Source organism: Blautia sp. AF19-13LB (genome assembly GCF_003479105.1).
In the GTDB taxonomy this organism is placed as follows: Bacteria; Bacillota; Clostridia; order Lachnospirales; family Lachnospiraceae; genus Fusicatenibacter; species Fusicatenibacter saccharivorans.
Window position 1 is genome coordinate 25,318 of sequence record NZ_QUGO01000005.1, and the last position, 18,929, is coordinate 44,246.

The following is an 18,929-nucleotide window of genomic DNA, read 5'->3' on the forward strand; positions in this document are numbered from 1 at the left end:
ATTGAGAAATAAAGAGAAAAAAGGAGATTCAGCGATGATTCGAAAAATTGTTCAGATAGAGGAAGACAGATGTACAGGATGCGGGCTTTGTGCGCATGCCTGTCATGAAAGTGCGATTGCGATGGTTGACGGGAAGGCAAAGCTGATCCGGGATGACTACTGCGACGGATTCGGTGACTGCCTGCCGGTCTGTCCGGCAGATGCGATTTCGTTTGTGGAGCGGGAGGCGCTGCCGTATGATGAGGAGGCGGTAAAAGAGAACCAGCGGAAGGCAAAAGAGGCGGCCGGACAGGAGAATACCGGAGCAGGAAAAGCAGGTGAAAACAGCTGGGCGATTGACCGTGCAGATGCGCAGGAAAATTCTGCAGCAGTTCCGTCCCGGCTCCGCCAGTGGCCGGTGCAGATCAAGCTGGTGCAGGAGCGGGCTTCGATGTTTGCAGGAGCAGACCTTCTCGTTGCGGCGGATTGTACAGCGTATGCGTATGGAAACTTCCACCAGGATTTTATTCGGGATCATGTCGTTCTCGTAGGCTGTACAAAACTTGACGATATCGATTATTCCGAGAAACTTGCGCGGATTTTTATGTGCAATGATATTAAGAGTATCACGGTTGCACGCATGGAGGTTCCGTGCTGCGCAGGAATGGAGCGTGCCGTGAAGATGGCACTGAAAGAGAGTGGAAAGAAGATTCCGGTGAAAACCGTGGTGATTTCTACGGAGGGGGAAATTTTGTAGAAAATCAGATATAGTAATTAGCGTGTGCCCTTAAAAGTATTTTTACAATTGGTACATTCTGCTTTGTGGAATATGTAAGACGAAAAAAATGAAAAGCTCGGTAAGAGGTATTAGAAAAATGAGTATGACGAAGATACAAAAGGAGCTTCTTGGTGCGCTGATCGGTCTGGCCCGGTCGGTAGATGGAAGAGGAGAAGCAGCAAAAGGTGAATCGCAGGAGTTTTCCAGCGGTGACAGCAATGGTCACCGCCCGGACAAAGCCACGCATGAGATTCTGCTTGGCGGAATTTGTGCGGCAAATCCGGAAAAAGAGCTGAGGGAAGAAGAGGGGAAATCCTGGATTGTACGCGTGGAGGCAGAAAAGAACCGTCTGAATCCGGATTGCGCAGTGTGCAAGGGAAAATGCGGCAGAACAGATAACTATGATCTCGAAGAAATGGAGACAGATGAACCGTCGGATCGGGCACGAAAAGAGCAGATTCTTGCGGAATTGTTTCCGATGGCAGAAAAACTGCAGCAGCTTCGGAAAGAAACAAAAGAGCAAAACGAAGAATTGCAGGGGGCGGTTAATTTTTTGTATAAGGCATTGTTTGCGATTGGAAACTATGTCGGGGAAAAGAGTCTGCAGAGCGTGGTGCAGGAGATGAATAACCTTTTTGTTAAATTGGAAAATGTATTAAAATAAGTAGAAAATAAGAAAAATCCTCTGTCCGGAGTGTATAAAAAACCCCGGAAACAGGGGATTTTTTGCGTTCTGCGCCAAGTGCATAAAACGTATTATCGCGTTTTCACAAAGTTTTGCAAAAGCAGACAAAATTGCAGACAGGCGCTTGCAACAGAAAAATGAATAGGTTATAACATTATAACAAGGTGGCAGGAGAACCAATACAAAGAAATGAGATCCTAGTGGCATATAAACAGAAAGAATACAGGGAAAAGATGAAAAGGGACGGAAGCGGGATGGAGAAGAAAAAATATATCCTTCTGGATGTTGGCGGAACGGAAATCAAAGGAAGTGTGTCGGACAGAAATGGAGTAAGAACAAAAATCCGGAAATTTCCAGCACAGGCGCAGAAGAGCACAGAGAAGATTCTGGACAATTTTGCAAAGATCTGCCGGGAACTGATGAGAGAAGCAGACGGAAGTGTTGTCGGAGTTGGGATGGCGATTCCGGGTCCGTTTGATTATGAAAATGGAATCAGCCGGATGCAGGGACTGAATAAGTACGATGCCATTTACGGGATTCCACTGGAAAGAGAAATCAAGGCGCGCGTGCCGGAACTTGGATCAGCACGATTTTTGTTTTTACATGACATTGAAGCATTTGCACTGGGAGAAAGCTGGTACGGAAACTGTCGTGATGCGGATAAAATTCTGTGCGTCTGCATCGGAACCGGCGCCGGGTCGGCTTTTGTAGAAAACGGGAAAACGGTGAAAACAGGAAAAGGTGTGCCGGAAAATGGATGGATTTATCAACAGCCGTTTGGAGATTCCATTTTGGACGATTATCTTTCTGTGCGCGGTCTGGAGCAGATTAGCCTGGCTGTGACAGGAAAAGTGTGGAGTGGAAAAGAATTGTATGGTCTGGTAAAAGCGGGAAACATGGAGGCAGAAGAAGTCTGGAGAAGATTTGGAGCAGATGTGGCGGCTGGCCTTCTTCCTGTGCTGGAGAAATATCAGCCGGATCTGCTGCTTCTGGGCGGACAGATTGCAAAAAGTTTTTCCTGGTTTGGAAAAGAACTGGAAAGAGAGTGCGAGAAAAGAAAGATTCGGATTCAGATAGAAACGGAAACATCCGGCCGTGCCATGGAAGGCCTGTTGTCACAGTTTCCTGAAAAAACACAATAGAGCAAAAATATTTTCAGAAACAAAAATATAATGCTATGGAGAGAAAAGAAGAAGGAGAAACTGCAAAAATGGATAGAAATCCGGGAGCACCGCCGCTATATGCGCAGCTGGAACAGATTCTGAAACAGCAGATCGAATGCGGTACGTACAAAAAAGGAGATTTTCTGCCAACAGAAAAAGAGCTGATGGAAAAGTACGAGCTTTCGCGTGTGACAGTACGCCAGGCGATGGCGAATCTGGTACAGAGCGGTTACGCACGTGCACGGCGTGGCATCGGAACAGATGTTGTCTACGAGAAAGTCGAAGAGCAGATGGAAGGTGTCATCAGTTTCACGGAAGAAATGAAAAAGCATCATATCGAAATGCAGACAACATACTGCAAGATGGAACTGATAAGTCCCGGGGAAACGGTAGCAAGAAGTCTGCAGATTCCATTGACGGAGCCATGTTATTGCCTGAAACGTGTGAGGAATGCTGTGGGAAAACCCATGGTCTATACCATTACGTATCTGAAAAAAATCTGCGAACTGCCAACAGAGCCGGAGCCATACATGGAATCGCTGTATCAGTATCTGCGGGAGGAACATGGAATCTATATTGAATCCGGCCGGGATACGCTTGAGGCGGCACTTCCATCGGAAGAGGTGCAGAAAGCACTGAAAATTGATGCGCAGATGCCTATTTTTATCCGGACACGGCAGACATTCCGGAAGGGCGGCGAGGTTTTTGAATATTCGATCTGCTATTATCCGGGAAATCGTTATAAGTACACGGTGGAACTGTAAACATATGACATGTAAAAAAACGAAACCGGACAGAAGTGCGAAATCCGCCAGATGCGAAAGCGTTGAAACAAAGATGATAGGTCTGATCGGCGCAGGAAACACCCCAATGGATGGAAGAAAAATTAAGAAAAGGAAAAGAATCCAAATGAATTTAAAAAAGAAATATGGAAACTACGAATTACATCCGCAAATGAAAATCACAGGATATGAAAATGAAATCTGGGATGAAAAAAAGGAGATCATTGAAGAATTAAAACGGGCGGTTCAGGAAAAACAGAAAGAAAAGAAAACCTGTATTCTTTCCTTTGATCTGTACCCGGGTGTACGAAAAGAAGAAATAATGGAACTGGCCAATGCGCTGCAGCCAGACCGGATTTTTGATATCGAAGACTGTGCCAAAGACGAAGAAACGCTGTTAAGAGAATTTAAAGATTACATCACCGATGACCGTGTTTTCGGCATTATGTGTCATAAAACCATAGACACCTGGTTTGAGAGCGAAAAGCTGGAAACCATGAAAAAAGCAATTGAGACAGAACGTGCGGAAGAAAAAGATACAAACGGTGGTCTGATCGTGATCGTTGGTACAGCGGCAGAGCTTCTGACCGAGGCAGATCTACTTGTTTACTGCGATCTGACCCGCTGGGAAGTTCAGCTCCGCTATCGGAGCGGCATGCCAAACTGGCACAGTACCAATTATAATGATCCGATCCTGACGAAATATAAACGGGGATTTTTCATTGAATGGCGTCTGGCGGACCGCTATAAAAAAGAGCGGTATGAAAAATTCACGTATCTTCTGGATACGGAGAAAGAAAATGCACCGGTTCTTACAACGGGAAATGCCTTCCGAGGCGCACTGCAGCAGCTTGCCAGAAAGCCATTTCGTATGGAGCCGTATTTCGACCCTGGCGTATGGGGCGGTCAGTGGATGAAGGAAAACTTTGGTCTGGATGCATCGAAGGAAAATTTCGCGTGGAGCTTTGACGGAGTTCCGGAGGAAAACAGCCTGAATCTGGAAATCGGCGGAAAAGTCTTAAAAGTACCGGCACAGGATCTTGTCTTCTATGCGCCGCATGAACTGCTGGGTGAAAGAGTCCACGGCCGGTTCGGCGCAGAATTCCCGATCCGTTTTGACCTGCTGGATACGATGGGCGGTCAGAACCTTTCCCTGCAGGTACATCCGCTGACCGAATATATCTATGAAAAATTCGGCATGCCATATACGCAGGATGAGAGCTACTATCTTCTGGATGCCGATGAAGACGAGGAAACGTATGTATACCTCGGTCTCAAAGAAGGCGTGGATAAAAAAGAGATGGGGCGGGAACTTCGTGCAGCAGAAAAAGGAGAAGAACTTTTCCCAGCTGAAAAATATGTCAACAAAATTCCGGTCAAAAAACACGATCATGTGCTGATCCCGGCAGGAACGGTGCACTGTTCCGGCAAGAATACAATGGTACTGGAAATCAGCGCGACACCGTATATTTTTACCTTTAAGCTCTGGGACTGGGGCCGCCTTGGCATGGATGGACTGCCGCGTCCGATCCATCTCGACCACGGTATGAAAAATATCCAGTGGAACCGCGATACCAAATGGGTGTACGACAATATCGTCGGCCAGCAGAAAACGCTGGAAAAAACAGAAAACTGTGAAGTAGAGCGCACCGGACTGCACAGCCGCGAGTTTATCGACACAATCCGCTATACACTTTCCGGGCCGCACACCATCTCGATGGATGACACGGTTCATGTGATGAATCTTGTGGAGGGACGAAGTGCCCGCATCGAGAGCATGGATGGCAGCTTTGCACCGTTCACGGTACATTACGCAGAAACCGCCATCGTTCCTGCAGCGGTCGGAACATACCGGATTGTACCGGAAGAGGGCGAAATGATTAAAATGCTGGTGGCATCTGTGGGGTAAAGAGAGATAAAAATTTTGAGCAACATAGAACAGGAAAAGGAGAAATTATCATGACACACAAAATCAGAGAAGTCTACATCGTACATCATTCCCACACTGACGTGGGATACACCGATCTGCAGGAGCAGGTGATCTACAATCAGGCAAACAACATCCGCCGGGCAGTCGAACTGATTGAAAATGGAATCAAAAACAACACAACCCAGAAAGATCTGAAATGGAACTGTGAGACATGGTACTGCGTGGAGCAGTTCTTCAAAATGGCAACGGAGGAAGAAAAAGAAAAGTTTTTCGATCTGGTAAAAAAAGGAAACATCGGTCTGTCTGCCAATTATCTGAACTTTAATGATCTTGCCGACTGCAAATATCTGAAAGAAAAAATCCATACGATGCAGGAAATCTGCGGCGAAAAAGGAATCCAGATCAAAACAGCCATGATTGCAGATATTAATGGTATCTCCATGGGACAGCGCGATGCCCTGATCGAAAACGGAGTAGAATTTTTGTATACCAATATCCATACCCATCACGGCATGTATCCGCTGTATCAGAACCAGAAACCGTATTTCTGGGAAAATGAGAACGGACAGCGTCTGCTGGTATGGAATGGTGAGCATTATAACCTGGGAAATGCCCTCGGCATTGTTCTGAACAAAAATGTTAATTTTATGACGGAAAACTACTTCGGCAAAAAGAATGGTGATGTGACAGGACTTCTGGAAAATCTGCACACGAATCTGGCTGCGAGCATAAAGGAATATGAAGAAAACGGTTATCCGTACGATTTCTATATCACCAGTGTTTCCGGCGTTTTTTCGGATAATGCGCCGATCAACCCGGCCATTGCAGATACGGTTGCGCTGTTTAATGAAAAATATGGCGAAGAAGTCACCATGCATATGGTGACGCTTCAGGAATTGTATGACAAAATCCGGGATAAAGTGCAGGATGCACCAGTGTATCGGGGTGCCATCAATGACTGGTGGGGCAATGGCGTTGGAAGTACACCATATGCGGTAAAACATTACAAAGAAGCCGTACGACTGAACCATATCTGCGACCGACTGGAAGAAAAAACAGGGGTACATAACAAAGAACTGATTCAGGCATATGGCGATAATTCTCTTTTATATGCAGAGCACACCTGGGGTCATTCTGCTACGGTAACCAATCCGTATGATACCATGGTAACAAATCTGGATATGCGAAAAAACAGCTATGCTTCCAAGGCACATGAGGCCGCGGCAATGCGTAAAAATGAGCAGTGCCATAAACTGGGTGATATCCTGCGGTATTACAATCTGTCCGGCAAAGTGAAAGCTGTTTCCACAAGCCATCAAAAGAGAGTATTTCCGGTAGAATTTTACGTAGAAACTTTAAGTCTTTCTGCAGTTAAAGTAACCGATGACAAAACAAAACAGGAGATGGAGGTGCAGCTGTCTGCTCATCCGCGCGGAGTCCTGATAAGTTTTCTGGCAGAATTTGAGCCAATGGAAGAGAAAACGTTCACGTACGAAGAGCAGCCGGCTCCGTCCCAGACCCTGTTCACCAGAACTGCCTGGGTAGGCGCAGAGCGGGTGCGCGATATTGTGAACACGTACGATCCGGAAAGTTACAAACTGCCTTACGGTCTGGAAAACGATTTCTTTCAGATCAAATGGAAAGTCGGAGAGGGTATTACCTCCTTTTACAATAAAAAAGCAGAGGTTGAAATGTGCAAATCCGGTCTGGAAACGTTCTTCACGCCGGTTTATGAACGCACCGAAATACGGAAGGGGGTTTATGCGGAACGCAGTCTGATCGGAAGAAATATCCGCGGACTTCACGCAGAGCAGTATCAGGGTGACCTTACGGATGTGAAAATTCTGGATCACGGACCGGTGTTTACCAAAGTAGAACTGATCTTTACCCTAGAGGGAACGTATCACAGCAGTGTTGTGATCAAAATGTACCGTCATCTTCCGAAAATTGAGTTTTCTTACCGGGTAGCAAAAACATTAAGCGAGGATATCGAAAGCCTGTACCTTCCGTTATCGTTAAATCTTCCGAATGCGGAAGTGATGATCCAGAACGGAGGTGTTACCATGCGCCCTGGTATTGATCAGCTTCCTGGCACCAATATGGAATACTATATTGCGGATGAAGGGCTCGTTTACCGGACAAAAGATCAGACGATTCTGGTTAATACTTTTGACACACCGTTACTTTACATGGGGGAGATGGAATCCCACCCAATCCTTCTGTGCGATAACAAAGAGGAGAATAATAAACGGCCGGTTTACAGCTGGATTATGAATAACACATGGGAAACAAACTTCAAGATGGACCTGTCCGGATTCAGTGAGTTCCGTTATGGAGTGGAGATTGTGGAGCAGGAAACCGCAGAGAAAGATATGGAAAGCCTGTCGGATAATGACAAGGGTGTGGTTACTTTTATTTGCGGATAACTAAAAATATGGAAAAGAAAAAATATATTGTTCTGCTGCTGCAGATTGCAGCAGTCGCTGCAGCCGGGGTGATTGGCGGGGACACGCTGTTTGCCCTGGTAACAGCCCTGATCGGCATTACGTTTAATTTTATGGTGTCCATGAATTTTGCACCGGGATTCCTGATTGGCTTTGTCTATGCGATCTGCAATGGCATTCTGGCATGGCAGACGAAGATATATGCAACTTTTGTATTTATGATTTTTATGCAGGCTCCGATGGCTCTTTACAGCTTTTGGAAATGGAGAGGGAAGAAGAAACAGACGGAAACCATTATGCGGAAGATGAACCGCAGGGAGCTGAGCTTTACGGTTCTTGGAGCGATGATACTGTTTGGAATTATAGCGGCTGTCCTCTCAAAAGTAAATGGAACACTGGATATCAATGTTTTCTTTGATACATTCTTTTTTGTCTGCAGTGCGATTGCCTGTATCGGACTGGCGGCCTGTTATAAAAATGCCTATATTGTTAATCTGGGTTCCGGGATTGGCGGAACAATTTTATGGGTGTTCAAAGCAGTAACAATGGGAACAGGGATATCTGTAGCCGTCTTTTTTCTGGCGGTGGCAATCAATGCGGCTATGGCGATCCGGCAGCAGTACGGAAGATAATAGAAAAGTGAAAGGCAGCGAAAGGGCGACAACAAGACGAAAAAGTCAGACTTTCCGCTGCTTTTTCGTTAAAAATGAAAACAGGCGAAAAAGTACTGCGTTAATATTAAGATGTTATGTGACTTAACACAAGAACACAGATTTTCTGTCTAAAAAATCAAAAGAAACAGAAGAATACTCCTCGATCTATACAAATTAGGACTGGAAAATAAGAATTTTAATATACAAAATAACGAAAAGGCTATTGACAATCTTTCTAAAAGATGTTAACATCTAAACACAAGTTAAGAAACAAATAGAGGGGCTGTTGGTAACATGGCAGAGAGAAAATCAGTATCCATGCAGGACCTGGCAGATAAGCTGGGCATCAGTAAAGTAACAGTTTCCAAGGCGCTGAACGGAAAAGACGGCGTGGGAGAAGAACTGAAAGAAAAGATTTTTGCGCTTGCGAGAGAATCCGGTTATGTCCTTCCGGACTACGGAAAACGGAAGAGCAAAAAAGTCGGTATCATCATGAGTCCGCGGTTCAGCTCCGGAGACGAAGGAAAATTTTATATGGCAATGTACGAGCGGATCATCTACGAGCTGCAGAGAGCATCCTGTTCGAGTATCATGATTTCTCCGACAACAGCAACACTCCCGTCGGACATGAACACGATACAGACCAGAGGGCTGTTCGACGGCCTGATCTTTCTTGGTATTCTCGATAAGGGTGTCCGGGAGCAGATTGCACAGATTGATCTCCCGAAAGTGTATGTGGACATCTACGATCGAACCCACAAATCCGATTCCGTCATCACCGAGAATATTTACAGCTCCTATGAGCTGACCAATTACCTGATCCAGCAGGGCCACACAGACATCGGATTTGTCGGAACCGTAGGAAGTACAACCAGTATTTCCGACCGATATCTCGGATATCTGCGGAGAATGCTGGAGGAGGGAATTTCCCCGAAAAATGAGTGGAGAATCCCGGACCGAAGCGAGGAAGGCATTGCCATTCCGCTTTTGCTACCGGAGAAGCTGCCCACCGCATTTGTCTGTAACTGCGATGCCACCGCATTCAAATTAGTGCAGGCATTAAAAGAGCGTGGAATCTGCGTACCGGAGGATGTTTCCGTGACCGGTTTTGATGATTCCATTTATGCACAACTGTGCAGTCCGTCGCTCACCACGGTTGCGGTTGACACCGACGCGATTGCACGTCTTGCGGCAAAACGTATGATCAAACATATGAATGAACCGCAGAAAAAGAGCGGCGAGGTATACCGCATTCCCGGAAAGATTATTTACCGGGATTCCGTTTGTAAGATAAACGGATCAAGTGATAAGCCCGAGCAATCGGGAGAAGGAGGAAAAAATCTTGAGTAAACCAAGCAAAAAGAAAAAAGGACGCTGGACCAAGAATGACACGGAGCTGACCGTCATGGCGCTGCCGACCACCATCTGGTATATTCTGTTCTGCTTCCTGCCTATGTTCGGTCTGATCATTGCGTTCAAGAATTACAAAATCACCGGCGGAAAGAGTTTCATTTATAACCTGCTCCACAGTGACTGGGCCGGCTTCAAAAACTTTTCGTTCCTGATCAGATCCAACGACCTGTTCGTCATCCTGAGAAACACAATCCTGTATAACCTTGCATTTATCGTTCTTGGTATGGTATTTTCCGTAGGACTGGCTATCATGATCAGCCTGCTGCACAACAAAAGAGCGTCGAAGGTATATCAGACGATGATGTTCTTCCCATATTTCATGTCATGGGTTGTAGCTTCCTACTTCCTGGATGCATTCCTGAACCAGGACAACGGTCTGATCAACAGTATAATGAGAAATGCAGGCAAGGAACCGATTCAGTGGTACATGAGTGCCGGTGTATGGCCATTTATCCTGATCTTCATGTATCTGTGGAAATCTACCGGATACAACATGGTTATCTACCTGTCCAGCATTTCCGGTATTGATACCACACTGTACGAGGCAGCCGTTATGGACGGCGCCAATAAGAGACAGCAGGTATGGCACATTACCCTGCCTTGCTTAAAGAGTGTCATCATCATGATGTTCATCCTGAATGTCGGAAAGGTCTTCTACTCCGACTTCGGACTGTTCTTCCAGCTTTCTCAGGGAGCAAGCGGTTCGATCTTCAAAACGACAGCAACTATCGACACATATGTATACAACGCACTGCAGTCTTCCACTCCGATCGGAATGACTTCTGCGGCAACATTCTTCCAGTCTGTTGCATGCTGCATCACCATCCTTCTTGCCAATGCCATTGTGAAGAAGATTGATGAAGACAGCGCGATTATTTAAGGAGGTACAAAAATGGCAAAAAAGAAAAAAGATCTTGATCTGGCTTCCTCTTCACATTTAAATCAGATCCAGGGATCTACAAATGCAATTTTCAATGTTATTTTTGTGATCCTTGCCCTGGCCTGCATTATCCCGGTGGTATTCATCTTCATGATCTCGATTTCTTCCGAGCATTCGATCAAGATGAATGGCTACCAGTTTATCCCGAGTGCATACTCGCTGGATTCCTACAAATTCCTTCTTCGGGAAGGACAGATGATTGTGACTGCACTTGGCGTTTCCGTTGCGGTAACGGTTATCGGTACGGTAATCGGAGTTGCCCTTACGATGCTGATGGGTTACGTTCTTTCCAGAAGCACCTACAAACTGAACGGATTCTTCACCATGGTCGTTTTTATTCCAATGATCTTCAATGGTGGTATGATTTCTTCTTATGTAGTTAACACACAGTTCCTCAACCTGAAAAACAGTATCTGGGCGCTGATCCTTCCGCTTTGTGTTTCTTCGTTCAACGTTGTTATCTGTAAAACGTTCTTCAAGACCAACATTCCGGAATCCATCATTGAGTCGGCACAGATCGACGGAGCAACCCAGTTCCAGATTTTCGGAAAGATCGCCCTGCCGCTGTCGAAACCGCTGATGGCAACGATCGCCCTGTTCCTCACCTTCGGTTACTGGAACGACTGGTTCCAGTCTTCCCTGTACATCAGCGATACCAAGCTGTATTCCCTGCAGGCTCTGCTGGATCACGTACAGAGAAATATTGAGGTGATGGCAAACAACCCGTCTCTTGGCGTTACCACGGCACAGTACATGAACTCGATGCCAAAAGAGGGCGCCCGTATGGCGATGGCAATCATCATCATCATCCCGATCGCATGCTGCTATCCGTTCTTCCAGAAATACTTCATTTCCGGTCTGACGGTCGGTGCGGTAAAAGGCTGATCGACCATTTACCTTTATGGATCTCATACTGAAGCAAAAGGCTTCGGTTAAGGATAATTTCAACATTCTATATTTTATATCAGGAGGATGCTACAATGAAAAAGAAACAGTTTTTAGCTCTTGCACTTTCTGCTGTTATGGCCGGTGGCATGCTGGCAGGCTGCGGAAGCAGCAACGGAAGCAGCAGCTCTTCAAAGAGTGATGCAAAAGATGAAGTTGTTACACTGAAATGGATTCAGGTTGGTAACGGAATGCCGAAGGATTATGATGAGTGGCTTGCACAGATCAACCCATATCTGGAGGAGAAAATCGGCGTTAATGTAGACATGGAAATCGTTCCGTGGGGTGACTGGGATAACAGAAGAAGCGTTATCACAAACTCCGGCGAGTATTTCGATATCCTGTTCACCGACCAGAACCGTTACTCTTCTGAGGTGAACACCGGCGCACTGATGGACATTACAGATCTGCTCAAAGACAACGCTTCCGAGCTGTATGACATGATTCCGGAAGATTACTGGAAAGCAGTAGAAGTAAATGGAAAAATCTACGGCGTACCGACCTACAAAGACAGCTCCCTTTCCGAGTACTTTGTATGGGATCAGGATATTGCAGACAAATATAACATTGATGTAAATTCTGTAACAGATTTCAATACTCTGTACGATGCTCTGAAGACAGTAAAAGAGGGCGAAGGCGGATCTCCGTACTTCATGTCCAAAAATGGTGCAAACTTCCTGCTGAACCTGAACTACGATGATTTAAGCTCCGGACTTCCGGCAATCGGCGTTAAATACGGCGATGACAGCAAGACCGTTGTCAATCCGCTGGATGACGAAGAAATCCTTTCCAACCTGGATATCGTTCGTAAAATGTATCAGGAGGGCATCATCAACGGAGACGCTCCGACAGCAGATGATTCCAGCAAATACGCAATGTTCTTTGTTGCACAGGGATGGAGCGGCGCTGCAAAAACAACATGGGGTCCGAACAATGGTATCGCCAATTGTTCAGCAGTACAGTATGGCAACACAGTCGTTTCCAACACAACTGTACGTGGTTCCATCAATGGTATTTACTCCGGATGCAAGCACCCGGACAAAGCACTTCAGCTTCTGAACCTGGTAAATACGGATTCCAAAGTACGTGACTGGTTCTACTATGGAGCAGAAGGAAAAGACTTCGAGTACACCGATGACAATAAGGTACACCGCCTGACCACTGACTGGGGTATGGCCGGATATACCCAGGGTACTTTCTTCAACGTAACTCAGACAGACGATGTTGACTTCAACCAGTGGGATGAAGTAGAAGAGCTGAACGAGAAAGCAACTCCGTCTGAGATGCTTGGATTCAACCTGGATACCTCCAACATCGAAACAGAGCTTGCAAACTGCCGTGCCGTATATGAGAAATACTATTCTGAGTTATTCACCGGCGCACAGGATCCGAGAGAGCTTGTAAAAACAATCGATGCAGAGCTTGAGACCGCAGGCTGGGAGACCATCCGCGAAGAAGCTCAGAAACAGATTGACGCACAGAAATAAGTCTGATACATTAATTTTATAAGAACTACAACAGGGCATTTTCGATTGCGGAGATGCCCTGTTGTAGAATAACGGGAAATGAGAAAAATTGAGCGAAAGGATGAAAAAAGAATGAAAGAGACCTTACCAAAGTCCATTCAGGAGCTGATTTTAAGCCTGAGAGAAAAACTGAAAGACGAGCCGGAAATCGTTGATATGTTTGAACGATGCTACTCCAATACCCTCGACACAACCGTAAAGAAAATGGAGGACGGCAGCACCTACGTCATCACCGGAGATATCCCGGCCATGTGGCTGCGTGACTCGGTAGCACAGCTGCGCCCGTACCTTGTTCCGGCGCAGAACGACCCGGAGCTGGCTGACCTGATCGCAGGCCTGATCCGCCGCCAGTTTATGTGCATCAACATTGATCCATACGCAAACGCATTCAACGAAGGACCGAACGGCAACTGCTGGGAGAAGGACGAGACCGATATGGGACCGTGGATCTGGGAGAGAAAGTATGAGATCGATTCTCTCTGCTATCCGCTGCAGTTCTCCTATCTGTTCTGGAAGAACACCGGAAGAACGGATCAGTTTGACGAGGTTTTCTGGGAAGGTGTTGACAAAATCCTGACTGTATTTGAGACTGAAATGAACCACGAGGAGAAATCCCCGTACAGCTTCATCCGTAAAAACTGCTCCTACACCGATACGCTTTCCCGCGATGGAAAAGGTGCGCAGGTAAAATCCGGCATCGGCCTGATCTGGTCCGGCTTCCGTCCAAGCGATGATTCCTGCCGTTACGGTTATCTGATTCCGTCCAACATGTTTGCGGTTGTCGTTCTGAATTATCTGAAGGAGATCGCAGATTTCGTCGGCGGAAAAGAGGAGATTGCGAAGAAAGCAGAAGAGATGGCAAAGACCGTAAAACAGGCCATTGAGACTTACGGTACCACCCATATCTGGGGACTTGGCGATGTTTATGCTTACGAGGTAGACGGCTTTGGCCAGTATAATCTGATGGACGATGCCAATGTACCGAGTCTTCTGGCTATGAGCTATCTCGGCTACGAGCCGGAAAGCCAGGAAGTGGCTGACAACACAAGAAAGCTGATCTTAAGCGAGGCAAACCCGTTCTATTATGCAGGAACGAAGCTTTCCGGTATCGGAAGCCCGCACACACCGGTCCGCTACGTATGGCACATCTCCAAAGCCATCGAGGGACTGACCGCACCGACAAAAGAGGAGAAACATCAGATGATCCACGAACTGATGGCAACCGACGGCGGTACAGGACTGATGCACGAGGGTGTTTTCGTAGATGATCCGACCGTTTACACCAGAGAGTGGTTCTCCTGGGCAAACGCAATGTTCTGTGAGCTGGTGATGCAGTATTGCGGATATGAGATTAAGAAATAAAGATGAAAAAATAAAGATGAAAAACACGAAAAGAGGAGGCTGTGCTCAGTGCACGGCCTCCTCTTTTACCTACACCACAGAAAACTGTCTGCGACAGCCTTCACTGAAAGGAGAGACAGCAGTGGGGAGAATACTGCTGTCCCAGGGGAATATGGGATTTTCATCCCGCTTCTTTTCTCTGCCCACGGGGTATTATACACAGTTTTTTGCGATATGTAAAAGATATAATTGATATGAAAGATATAATAAATTGGCATGATGAAGAAATGTAAAAGAATCTGAGCATCAGAAAATCTTAGGAAATCTATAGGGATTTCTTTGGAAAAGAAGAAGCGGAATCCTAAGAATGTTTTGGTAGAATCCTCTTATCAAGTGAAGATGAGAGAGGAAAGAACATGACCTGGAAAAACGAGAAAAAATCAAAAGCATTACTTGTGGTATTCGGCATTTACCTGGCGCTACTTGTCTGGTGCATTTTATTCAAATTCGCTCTGCGCCCGGAAGAAATTCCGCACCTGCGGGGGATTAATCTGATTCCGTATGCGGCGTCGGTTGTGGTGAACGGGAAAGTGCAGATTAGTGAAATTATCGAAAATATGCTGGTCTTTCTGCCGTTCGGCCTCTGCATCTCAGCCTTCTATCCGGACAGCGAAATCCAGAACCGCATTCTCCTTGCATCGGGACTGAGCCTGTTTTTTGAGGTGACGCAGTATATTTTTGCGATCGGCGCGAGTGATATTACGGATGTGATCGATAATACGCTTGGCGCGGTGATCGGAATTCTATTGTATCTGGGGATGAAAAAAATCTGGAAAGAGAAGACGGGAAAGATCATTACCATTCTGGGAGCGGTGCTGGAAGTGCTGTTTCTGGCGTTATTGTTTTTTACGTTTGCGGCGAATAGGATGTTTTAAGATTGGAATTCAGGAAAGGATAGTGTATAATCGAGAAAAGGACAAATTCCGAAAGCAGGTGTGATGGATGGAAAAAGTAATCAGTATAGGAAAACAGAATTTTGCATCCTTAAGGGAAAACCATTATTTCTTTGTGGATAAATCTCACTTCATCAAGGACTGGTGGGAAAACGGGGATGAAATCACCTTGATCACCCGCCCCCGCCGCTTTGGCAAGACACTGAATATGAGCATGCTGGACTGCTTTTTCTCTAATAAATATGCCGTCCGGGGCGATCTGTTTGAAGGACTTGGCGTTTGGGAAGAAGGAAAATATCGGGAACTTCAGGGAACATATCCGGTGATCTTTTTGAGTTTTGCAGCCGTGAAAGCAGATCAGCTTTCGGAAGCGAAAATCCAGATCAAACAGCAGATTGCGAGAGTATATGAAGAAAACCGGTATCTTCTGGATGGGGATCTGCTGAGCGGAAATGAGAAGAAAGCATACAACGAGGTCAATCTGCATATGGGCGATGCGGAGGCCGCAGCGGCACTCAATAATATGAGTATGTATCTGGCGCGGTATTACGGCAGAAGAGTGATTATTCTGTTGGATGAGTACGACACGCCGATGCAGGAAGCGTATGTCCATGGCTACTGGGCGGAATTTACAACGTTTGTGCGGAGTCTGTTTAATGCGACGTTTAAAACGAATCCTTATCTGGAACGTGCGATGATGACCGGAATCACGAGGGTTTCGAAAGAAAGTATTTTTTCTGACTTAAATAATCTGCGTGTGGTGACGACGACATCGGATCTGTATGCGGACTGTTTTGGATTTACCGAAAAGGAAGTTTTTGCATCTCTGGACGAGTTCGGAATGGGAGACAAAAAGGACGTTGTGAAGCAGTGGTATGATGGATTTATCTTTGGCGGACACCGCGATATCTACAATCCATGGTCGATTACCAATTATTTAAAAGAAAAGAAACTGCGCCCGTACTGGGCAGATACGAGTTCGAACGGTCTGGCAGGAAAGCTGATCCGCACCGCCTCGCCGGAAATCAAAGAGTATATGGAAGATCTACTGAACGGACAGGCAGTCACGGTGAACTTTGATGAGCAGATGGTGTTTGAACAGCTGGATTACAATGAAAATGCAATCTGGAGTCTGCTTCTCGCGAGCGGTTATCTGAAAGCGGAAGAGGTGGAGTATCGCGGAATTACTTTGAAGCCGTGGTATCAGCTCCGTATCACCAATCTGGAAACGGTGAGCATGTTTGATGATATGTTCCGCGGATGGTTTGAAGCATCGGAAGCTGGGTACAGCAGCTTTGTGAAAGCACTGATGCAGGGCGATCTGGAAGCGATGAATTATTATATGAATAAAGTGTCACTTGCAACCTTCAGCCATTTTGACGTTGGCGGAGAGAACAGTGAAAGTCTGGAGCCGGAACGATTCTATCATGGCTTCGTCCTGGGACTGATGGCAGAGCGTGCGGAGTGTTATCAGATCCGGTCGAATCGGGAAAGTGGATTTGGACGGTATGATGTGATGATGATTCCGAAGAATAGAGAAAAAGATCCGGCGATTATTATTGAATTTAAAGTCTGCAGCCGGGTAAAAAAGGAGACACTGGAAGATGCGGTGCAGGAGGCTTTAAAACAGATCGTGGATAAAAAATACGACGCAGAACTGGTGGCCCTTGGCGTGCCGCAGGAAAGGATCCGGCATTATGGGTTTGCATTTGCGGGGAAGAATGTATTGATTGGAGCAGAATGAGAGAAACGGGTGATGAAGGTCATCCGTTTCTTTTGGCGTAAAATGGTATTCCTATTGACTCACTATGATATAGATAGTATGATAAATTTAATTTTTAAAATTTATTTTTACGTGAGGATATTTTATCTATGAAACGATTTTCTTCCACTACCTTAAAAACTGCTTTCGTAAAATCCATCCCGATTTTCTGCAGCTACGTTTTCGTCAGCATGGCCTACGGCATGATGATGGCATCCGCCGGCTTTCCCTGGTATGATTCACTGTTGGTAAGTCTGACGGTCTATACGGGCGCGTTCCAGTTCGTTCTGATTACGTTTCTTTCTAGCGGCGCTTCCCTCATCACCATTGCGCTCACTGCACTTCTGATGAACAGCCGCCAGAGTTTTTACAGCATTACCTTCCTGAAGGAATTCAAACAGATGGGGCGCCGCAAGCTGTACATGATTCACACGATGACCGATGAGACATACGCCGTAAACTGTACCTTAGATCTTCCGAAAAAAGAAAAAGAGGACACCATGTTCCTCGTCGCTCTGTTCAGCCGCTGCTATTGGATAGTTGGTTCGGTTCTTGGCGGCATTTTAGGCCAGATCGTTCCATTTGACCTGACGGGCCTTGATTTCTGTATGACAGCCCTGTTTCTCATTATCTTCATTGACCAATGGGAAAAAGCAGAGAAGCACACGCTGTCGCTGTCTCCGCTCTGATCACCTTCGGACTCCGTGCACTCCCGTTTCTTGCATTTTCCGGCAGCCGTAAAATGCCCGCATCACTCGAACGACTCGGCCAGGCACTGCCGTCTGCCATCATGGCGGTACTGATCATTTACTGTATGAAAGATATTCCCACCGGCGGTATCTCTGCCGCAGTACCGAAACTGCTCGCAGCAGCGGTCGTTTTTATCACCTACAAATGGAAACACCAGACCCTCGTCTCCATCCTTCTTGGAACCATTTCGTATATGATGCTTCTGCGTCTCTTTTAAAAAGAAACGGTGCAGTTCTGAATTCATGGCAGAAATTCAGAACTGCACCGTTTTTCTATTCTCTATATGCATTAGAAGGATTGGCAATTATTCGATGACTTCGTACTCTCCGTCGCCCGTCTTTTTGAATAACGGAAGCTTCTGCAGAAATACAATATCTTTTCGATCAGCAGCATCGCCCTCAGCAAGGATCGCTGCTTTTTTTACAACCTCTGCACTGGCATTCGCCATCAGGCATTCCAGTGCGTGCAGGGACTCGCCGGTGGAAATGACATCATCCAGCAGGCAGACACGTTTGCCGCGGATTTTATCTGCGTCTTTTCCATCCAGATAAAGATGCTGCTCACCCGCTGTTGTAATCGAATGAACGGATGCGGAAACCACATCTTTCATGTAGGATTTTGTGCTTTTTCGTGCAACGATAAATTCTTTATGGCCCAGCTCTTTGCTTACTTCATACGCTAGGGCAATACCTTTCGCTTCTGCGGTGACAATGGCATCGACTTCTCCGATTTTTGCGACCAGCTCCGGCGCACATGCACTTACCAGCTCGGTGTCACCAAGGACAACAAAGCTTGCAAACGCCATCTCCTCACTGATCGGGATAAATGGAAGTGTTCTTTTCACTCCGCAGAGCTCCATGCTGTATTCTTTCATACGATTTTCCT

Annotated in this window: 17 protein-coding genes; 16 read left to right on the forward strand and 1 reads right to left on the reverse strand. The window is 46.2% G+C overall.

Annotation, left to right across the window (positions count from 1 at the left end; genetic code table 11):
- The first annotated feature begins 34 nt into the window (after positions 1 to 34).
- From DWX32_RS06440 to DWX32_RS06515, 16 genes are all read left to right on the forward strand, one after another.
- A complete protein-coding gene (locus tag DWX32_RS06440) occupies positions 35 to 736 on the forward strand; it encodes an ATP-binding protein (RefSeq protein WP_117761898.1) in 702 nt (233 codons plus the stop codon).
- A 118-nt stretch (positions 737 to 854) separates the two neighbouring features.
- Positions 855 to 1,421 (forward strand): hypothetical protein, encoded by a 567-nt coding sequence (locus DWX32_RS06445; RefSeq protein ID WP_117761899.1) that lies wholly within the window; start codon positions 855 to 857, stop codon positions 1,419 to 1,421.
- Between the two features lie 275 nt (positions 1,422 to 1,696).
- Entirely contained in the window at positions 1,697 to 2,584 is an 888-nt protein-coding gene (locus DWX32_RS06450) for an ROK family protein (RefSeq protein ID WP_117761927.1), read from the forward strand.
- 68 nt (positions 2,585 to 2,652) lie between these two features.
- Complete coding sequence (locus DWX32_RS06455; protein WP_117761900.1) at positions 2,653 to 3,369, forward strand: GntR family transcriptional regulator; 717 nt, start codon at positions 2,653 to 2,655, stop codon at positions 3,367 to 3,369.
- 145 nt (positions 3,370 to 3,514) lie between these two features.
- The gene (locus DWX32_RS06460; protein ID WP_117802496.1) at positions 3,515 to 5,296 is read left to right on the forward strand and encodes a class I mannose-6-phosphate isomerase; all 1,782 of its coding nucleotides are present in this window, start codon (positions 3,515 to 3,517) and stop codon (positions 5,294 to 5,296) included.
- A gap of 50 nt (positions 5,297 to 5,346) precedes the next feature.
- Entirely contained in the window at positions 5,347 to 7,743 is a 2,397-nt protein-coding gene (locus DWX32_RS06465) for a hypothetical protein (protein WP_117761901.1), read from the forward strand.
- 8 nt (positions 7,744 to 7,751) lie between these two features.
- Positions 7,752 to 8,393: a nicotinamide riboside transporter PnuC gene (gene pnuC, locus DWX32_RS06470; RefSeq protein WP_117761902.1), complete on the forward strand. Its 642-nt coding sequence runs from the start codon at positions 7,752 to 7,754 to the stop codon at positions 8,391 to 8,393.
- A 315-nt stretch (positions 8,394 to 8,708) separates the two neighbouring features.
- The gene (locus DWX32_RS06475; RefSeq protein ID WP_117761903.1) at positions 8,709 to 9,764 is read left to right on the forward strand and encodes a LacI family DNA-binding transcriptional regulator; all 1,056 of its coding nucleotides are present in this window, start codon (positions 8,709 to 8,711) and stop codon (positions 9,762 to 9,764) included.
- Positions 9,765 to 9,819: 55 nt separating this feature from the next.
- Positions 9,820 to 10,707 carry an ABC transporter permease gene (locus DWX32_RS06480; RefSeq protein ID WP_055265684.1) on the forward strand — a complete coding sequence of 296 codons (888 nt, stop codon included), beginning with the start codon at positions 9,820 to 9,822 and terminating at the stop codon, positions 10,705 to 10,707.
- Between the two features lie 12 nt (positions 10,708 to 10,719).
- On the forward strand, positions 10,720 to 11,652 hold the full coding sequence (locus DWX32_RS06485) for a carbohydrate ABC transporter permease (protein WP_117509975.1): 933 nt from the start codon (positions 10,720 to 10,722) through the stop codon (positions 11,650 to 11,652).
- A gap of 95 nt (positions 11,653 to 11,747) precedes the next feature.
- Positions 11,748 to 13,199, forward strand: coding sequence for an ABC transporter substrate-binding protein (locus DWX32_RS06490; protein ID WP_117509974.1), 1,452 nt, complete (start codon positions 11,748 to 11,750; stop codon positions 13,197 to 13,199).
- Between the two features lie 111 nt (positions 13,200 to 13,310).
- Positions 13,311 to 14,600, forward strand: a complete 1,290-nt coding sequence (locus DWX32_RS06495) for a glycoside hydrolase family 125 protein (protein WP_055219311.1) — start codon at positions 13,311 to 13,313, stop codon at positions 14,598 to 14,600.
- 395 nt (positions 14,601 to 14,995) lie between these two features.
- Entirely contained in the window at positions 14,996 to 15,514 is a 519-nt protein-coding gene (locus tag DWX32_RS06500; protein WP_055226594.1) for a VanZ family protein, read from the forward strand.
- Positions 15,515 to 15,581: 67 nt separating this feature from the next.
- Positions 15,582 to 17,276: an AAA family ATPase gene (locus DWX32_RS06505; RefSeq protein WP_117509972.1), complete on the forward strand. Its 1,695-nt coding sequence runs from the start codon at positions 15,582 to 15,584 to the stop codon at positions 17,274 to 17,276.
- Positions 17,277 to 17,404: 128 nt separating this feature from the next.
- Entirely contained in the window at positions 17,405 to 17,983 is a 579-nt protein-coding gene (locus DWX32_RS06510) for an AzlC family ABC transporter permease (protein WP_117509971.1), read from the forward strand.
- Positions 17,938 to 18,261 carry a branched-chain amino acid transporter permease gene (locus DWX32_RS06515; protein WP_117509970.1) on the forward strand — a complete coding sequence of 108 codons (324 nt, stop codon included), beginning with the start codon at positions 17,938 to 17,940 and terminating at the stop codon, positions 18,259 to 18,261. The genes DWX32_RS06510 and DWX32_RS06515 overlap by 46 nt, the downstream gene beginning before the upstream one ends.
- Before the next feature lie 87 nt (positions 18,262 to 18,348).
- Here the strand turns inward: DWX32_RS06515 and DWX32_RS06520 are convergent, their stop codons facing one another.
- Entirely contained in the window at positions 18,349 to 18,918 is a 570-nt protein-coding gene (locus tag DWX32_RS06520; RefSeq protein WP_117813466.1) for a phosphoribosyltransferase family protein, read from the reverse strand.
- Positions 18,919 to 18,929: the final 11 nt, after the last annotated feature.

Excerpts from the sequence above, each read along its gene's own strand:
- DWX32_RS06440 (WP_117761898.1), top strand. The coding sequence starts at position 35 with ATGATTCGAAAAATTGTTCAGATAGAGGAAGACAGATGTACAGGATGC.
- DWX32_RS06445 (WP_117761899.1), top strand. The coding sequence starts at position 855 with ATGAGTATGACGAAGATACAAAAGGAGCTTCTTGGTGCGCTGATCGGT.
- DWX32_RS06450 (WP_117761927.1), top strand. The coding sequence starts at position 1,697 with ATGGAGAAGAAAAAATATATCCTTCTGGATGTTGGCGGAACGGAAATC.
- DWX32_RS06455 (WP_117761900.1), top strand. The coding sequence starts at position 2,653 with ATGGATAGAAATCCGGGAGCACCGCCGCTATATGCGCAGCTGGAACAG.
- DWX32_RS06460 (WP_117802496.1), top strand. The coding sequence starts at position 3,515 with ATGAATTTAAAAAAGAAATATGGAAACTACGAATTACATCCGCAAATG.
- DWX32_RS06465 (WP_117761901.1), top strand. The coding sequence starts at position 5,347 with ATGACACACAAAATCAGAGAAGTCTACATCGTACATCATTCCCACACT.
- pnuC (WP_117761902.1), top strand. The coding sequence starts at position 7,752 with ATGGAAAAGAAAAAATATATTGTTCTGCTGCTGCAGATTGCAGCAGTC.
- DWX32_RS06475 (WP_117761903.1), top strand. The coding sequence starts at position 8,709 with ATGGCAGAGAGAAAATCAGTATCCATGCAGGACCTGGCAGATAAGCTG.
- DWX32_RS06480 (WP_055265684.1), top strand. The coding sequence starts at position 9,820 with ATGGCGCTGCCGACCACCATCTGGTATATTCTGTTCTGCTTCCTGCCT.
- DWX32_RS06485 (WP_117509975.1), top strand. The coding sequence starts at position 10,720 with ATGGCAAAAAAGAAAAAAGATCTTGATCTGGCTTCCTCTTCACATTTA.
- DWX32_RS06490 (WP_117509974.1), top strand. The coding sequence starts at position 11,748 with ATGAAAAAGAAACAGTTTTTAGCTCTTGCACTTTCTGCTGTTATGGCC.
- DWX32_RS06495 (WP_055219311.1), top strand. The coding sequence starts at position 13,311 with ATGAAAGAGACCTTACCAAAGTCCATTCAGGAGCTGATTTTAAGCCTG.
- DWX32_RS06500 (WP_055226594.1), top strand. The coding sequence starts at position 14,996 with ATGACCTGGAAAAACGAGAAAAAATCAAAAGCATTACTTGTGGTATTC.
- DWX32_RS06505 (WP_117509972.1), top strand. The coding sequence starts at position 15,582 with ATGGAAAAAGTAATCAGTATAGGAAAACAGAATTTTGCATCCTTAAGG.
- DWX32_RS06510 (WP_117509971.1), top strand. The coding sequence starts at position 17,405 with ATGAAACGATTTTCTTCCACTACCTTAAAAACTGCTTTCGTAAAATCC.
- DWX32_RS06515 (WP_117509970.1), top strand. The coding sequence starts at position 17,938 with ATGGGAAAAAGCAGAGAAGCACACGCTGTCGCTGTCTCCGCTCTGATC.
- DWX32_RS06520 (WP_117813466.1), bottom strand. The coding sequence starts at position 18,918 with ATGAAAGAATACAGCATGGAGCTCTGCGGAGTGAAAAGAACACTTCCA.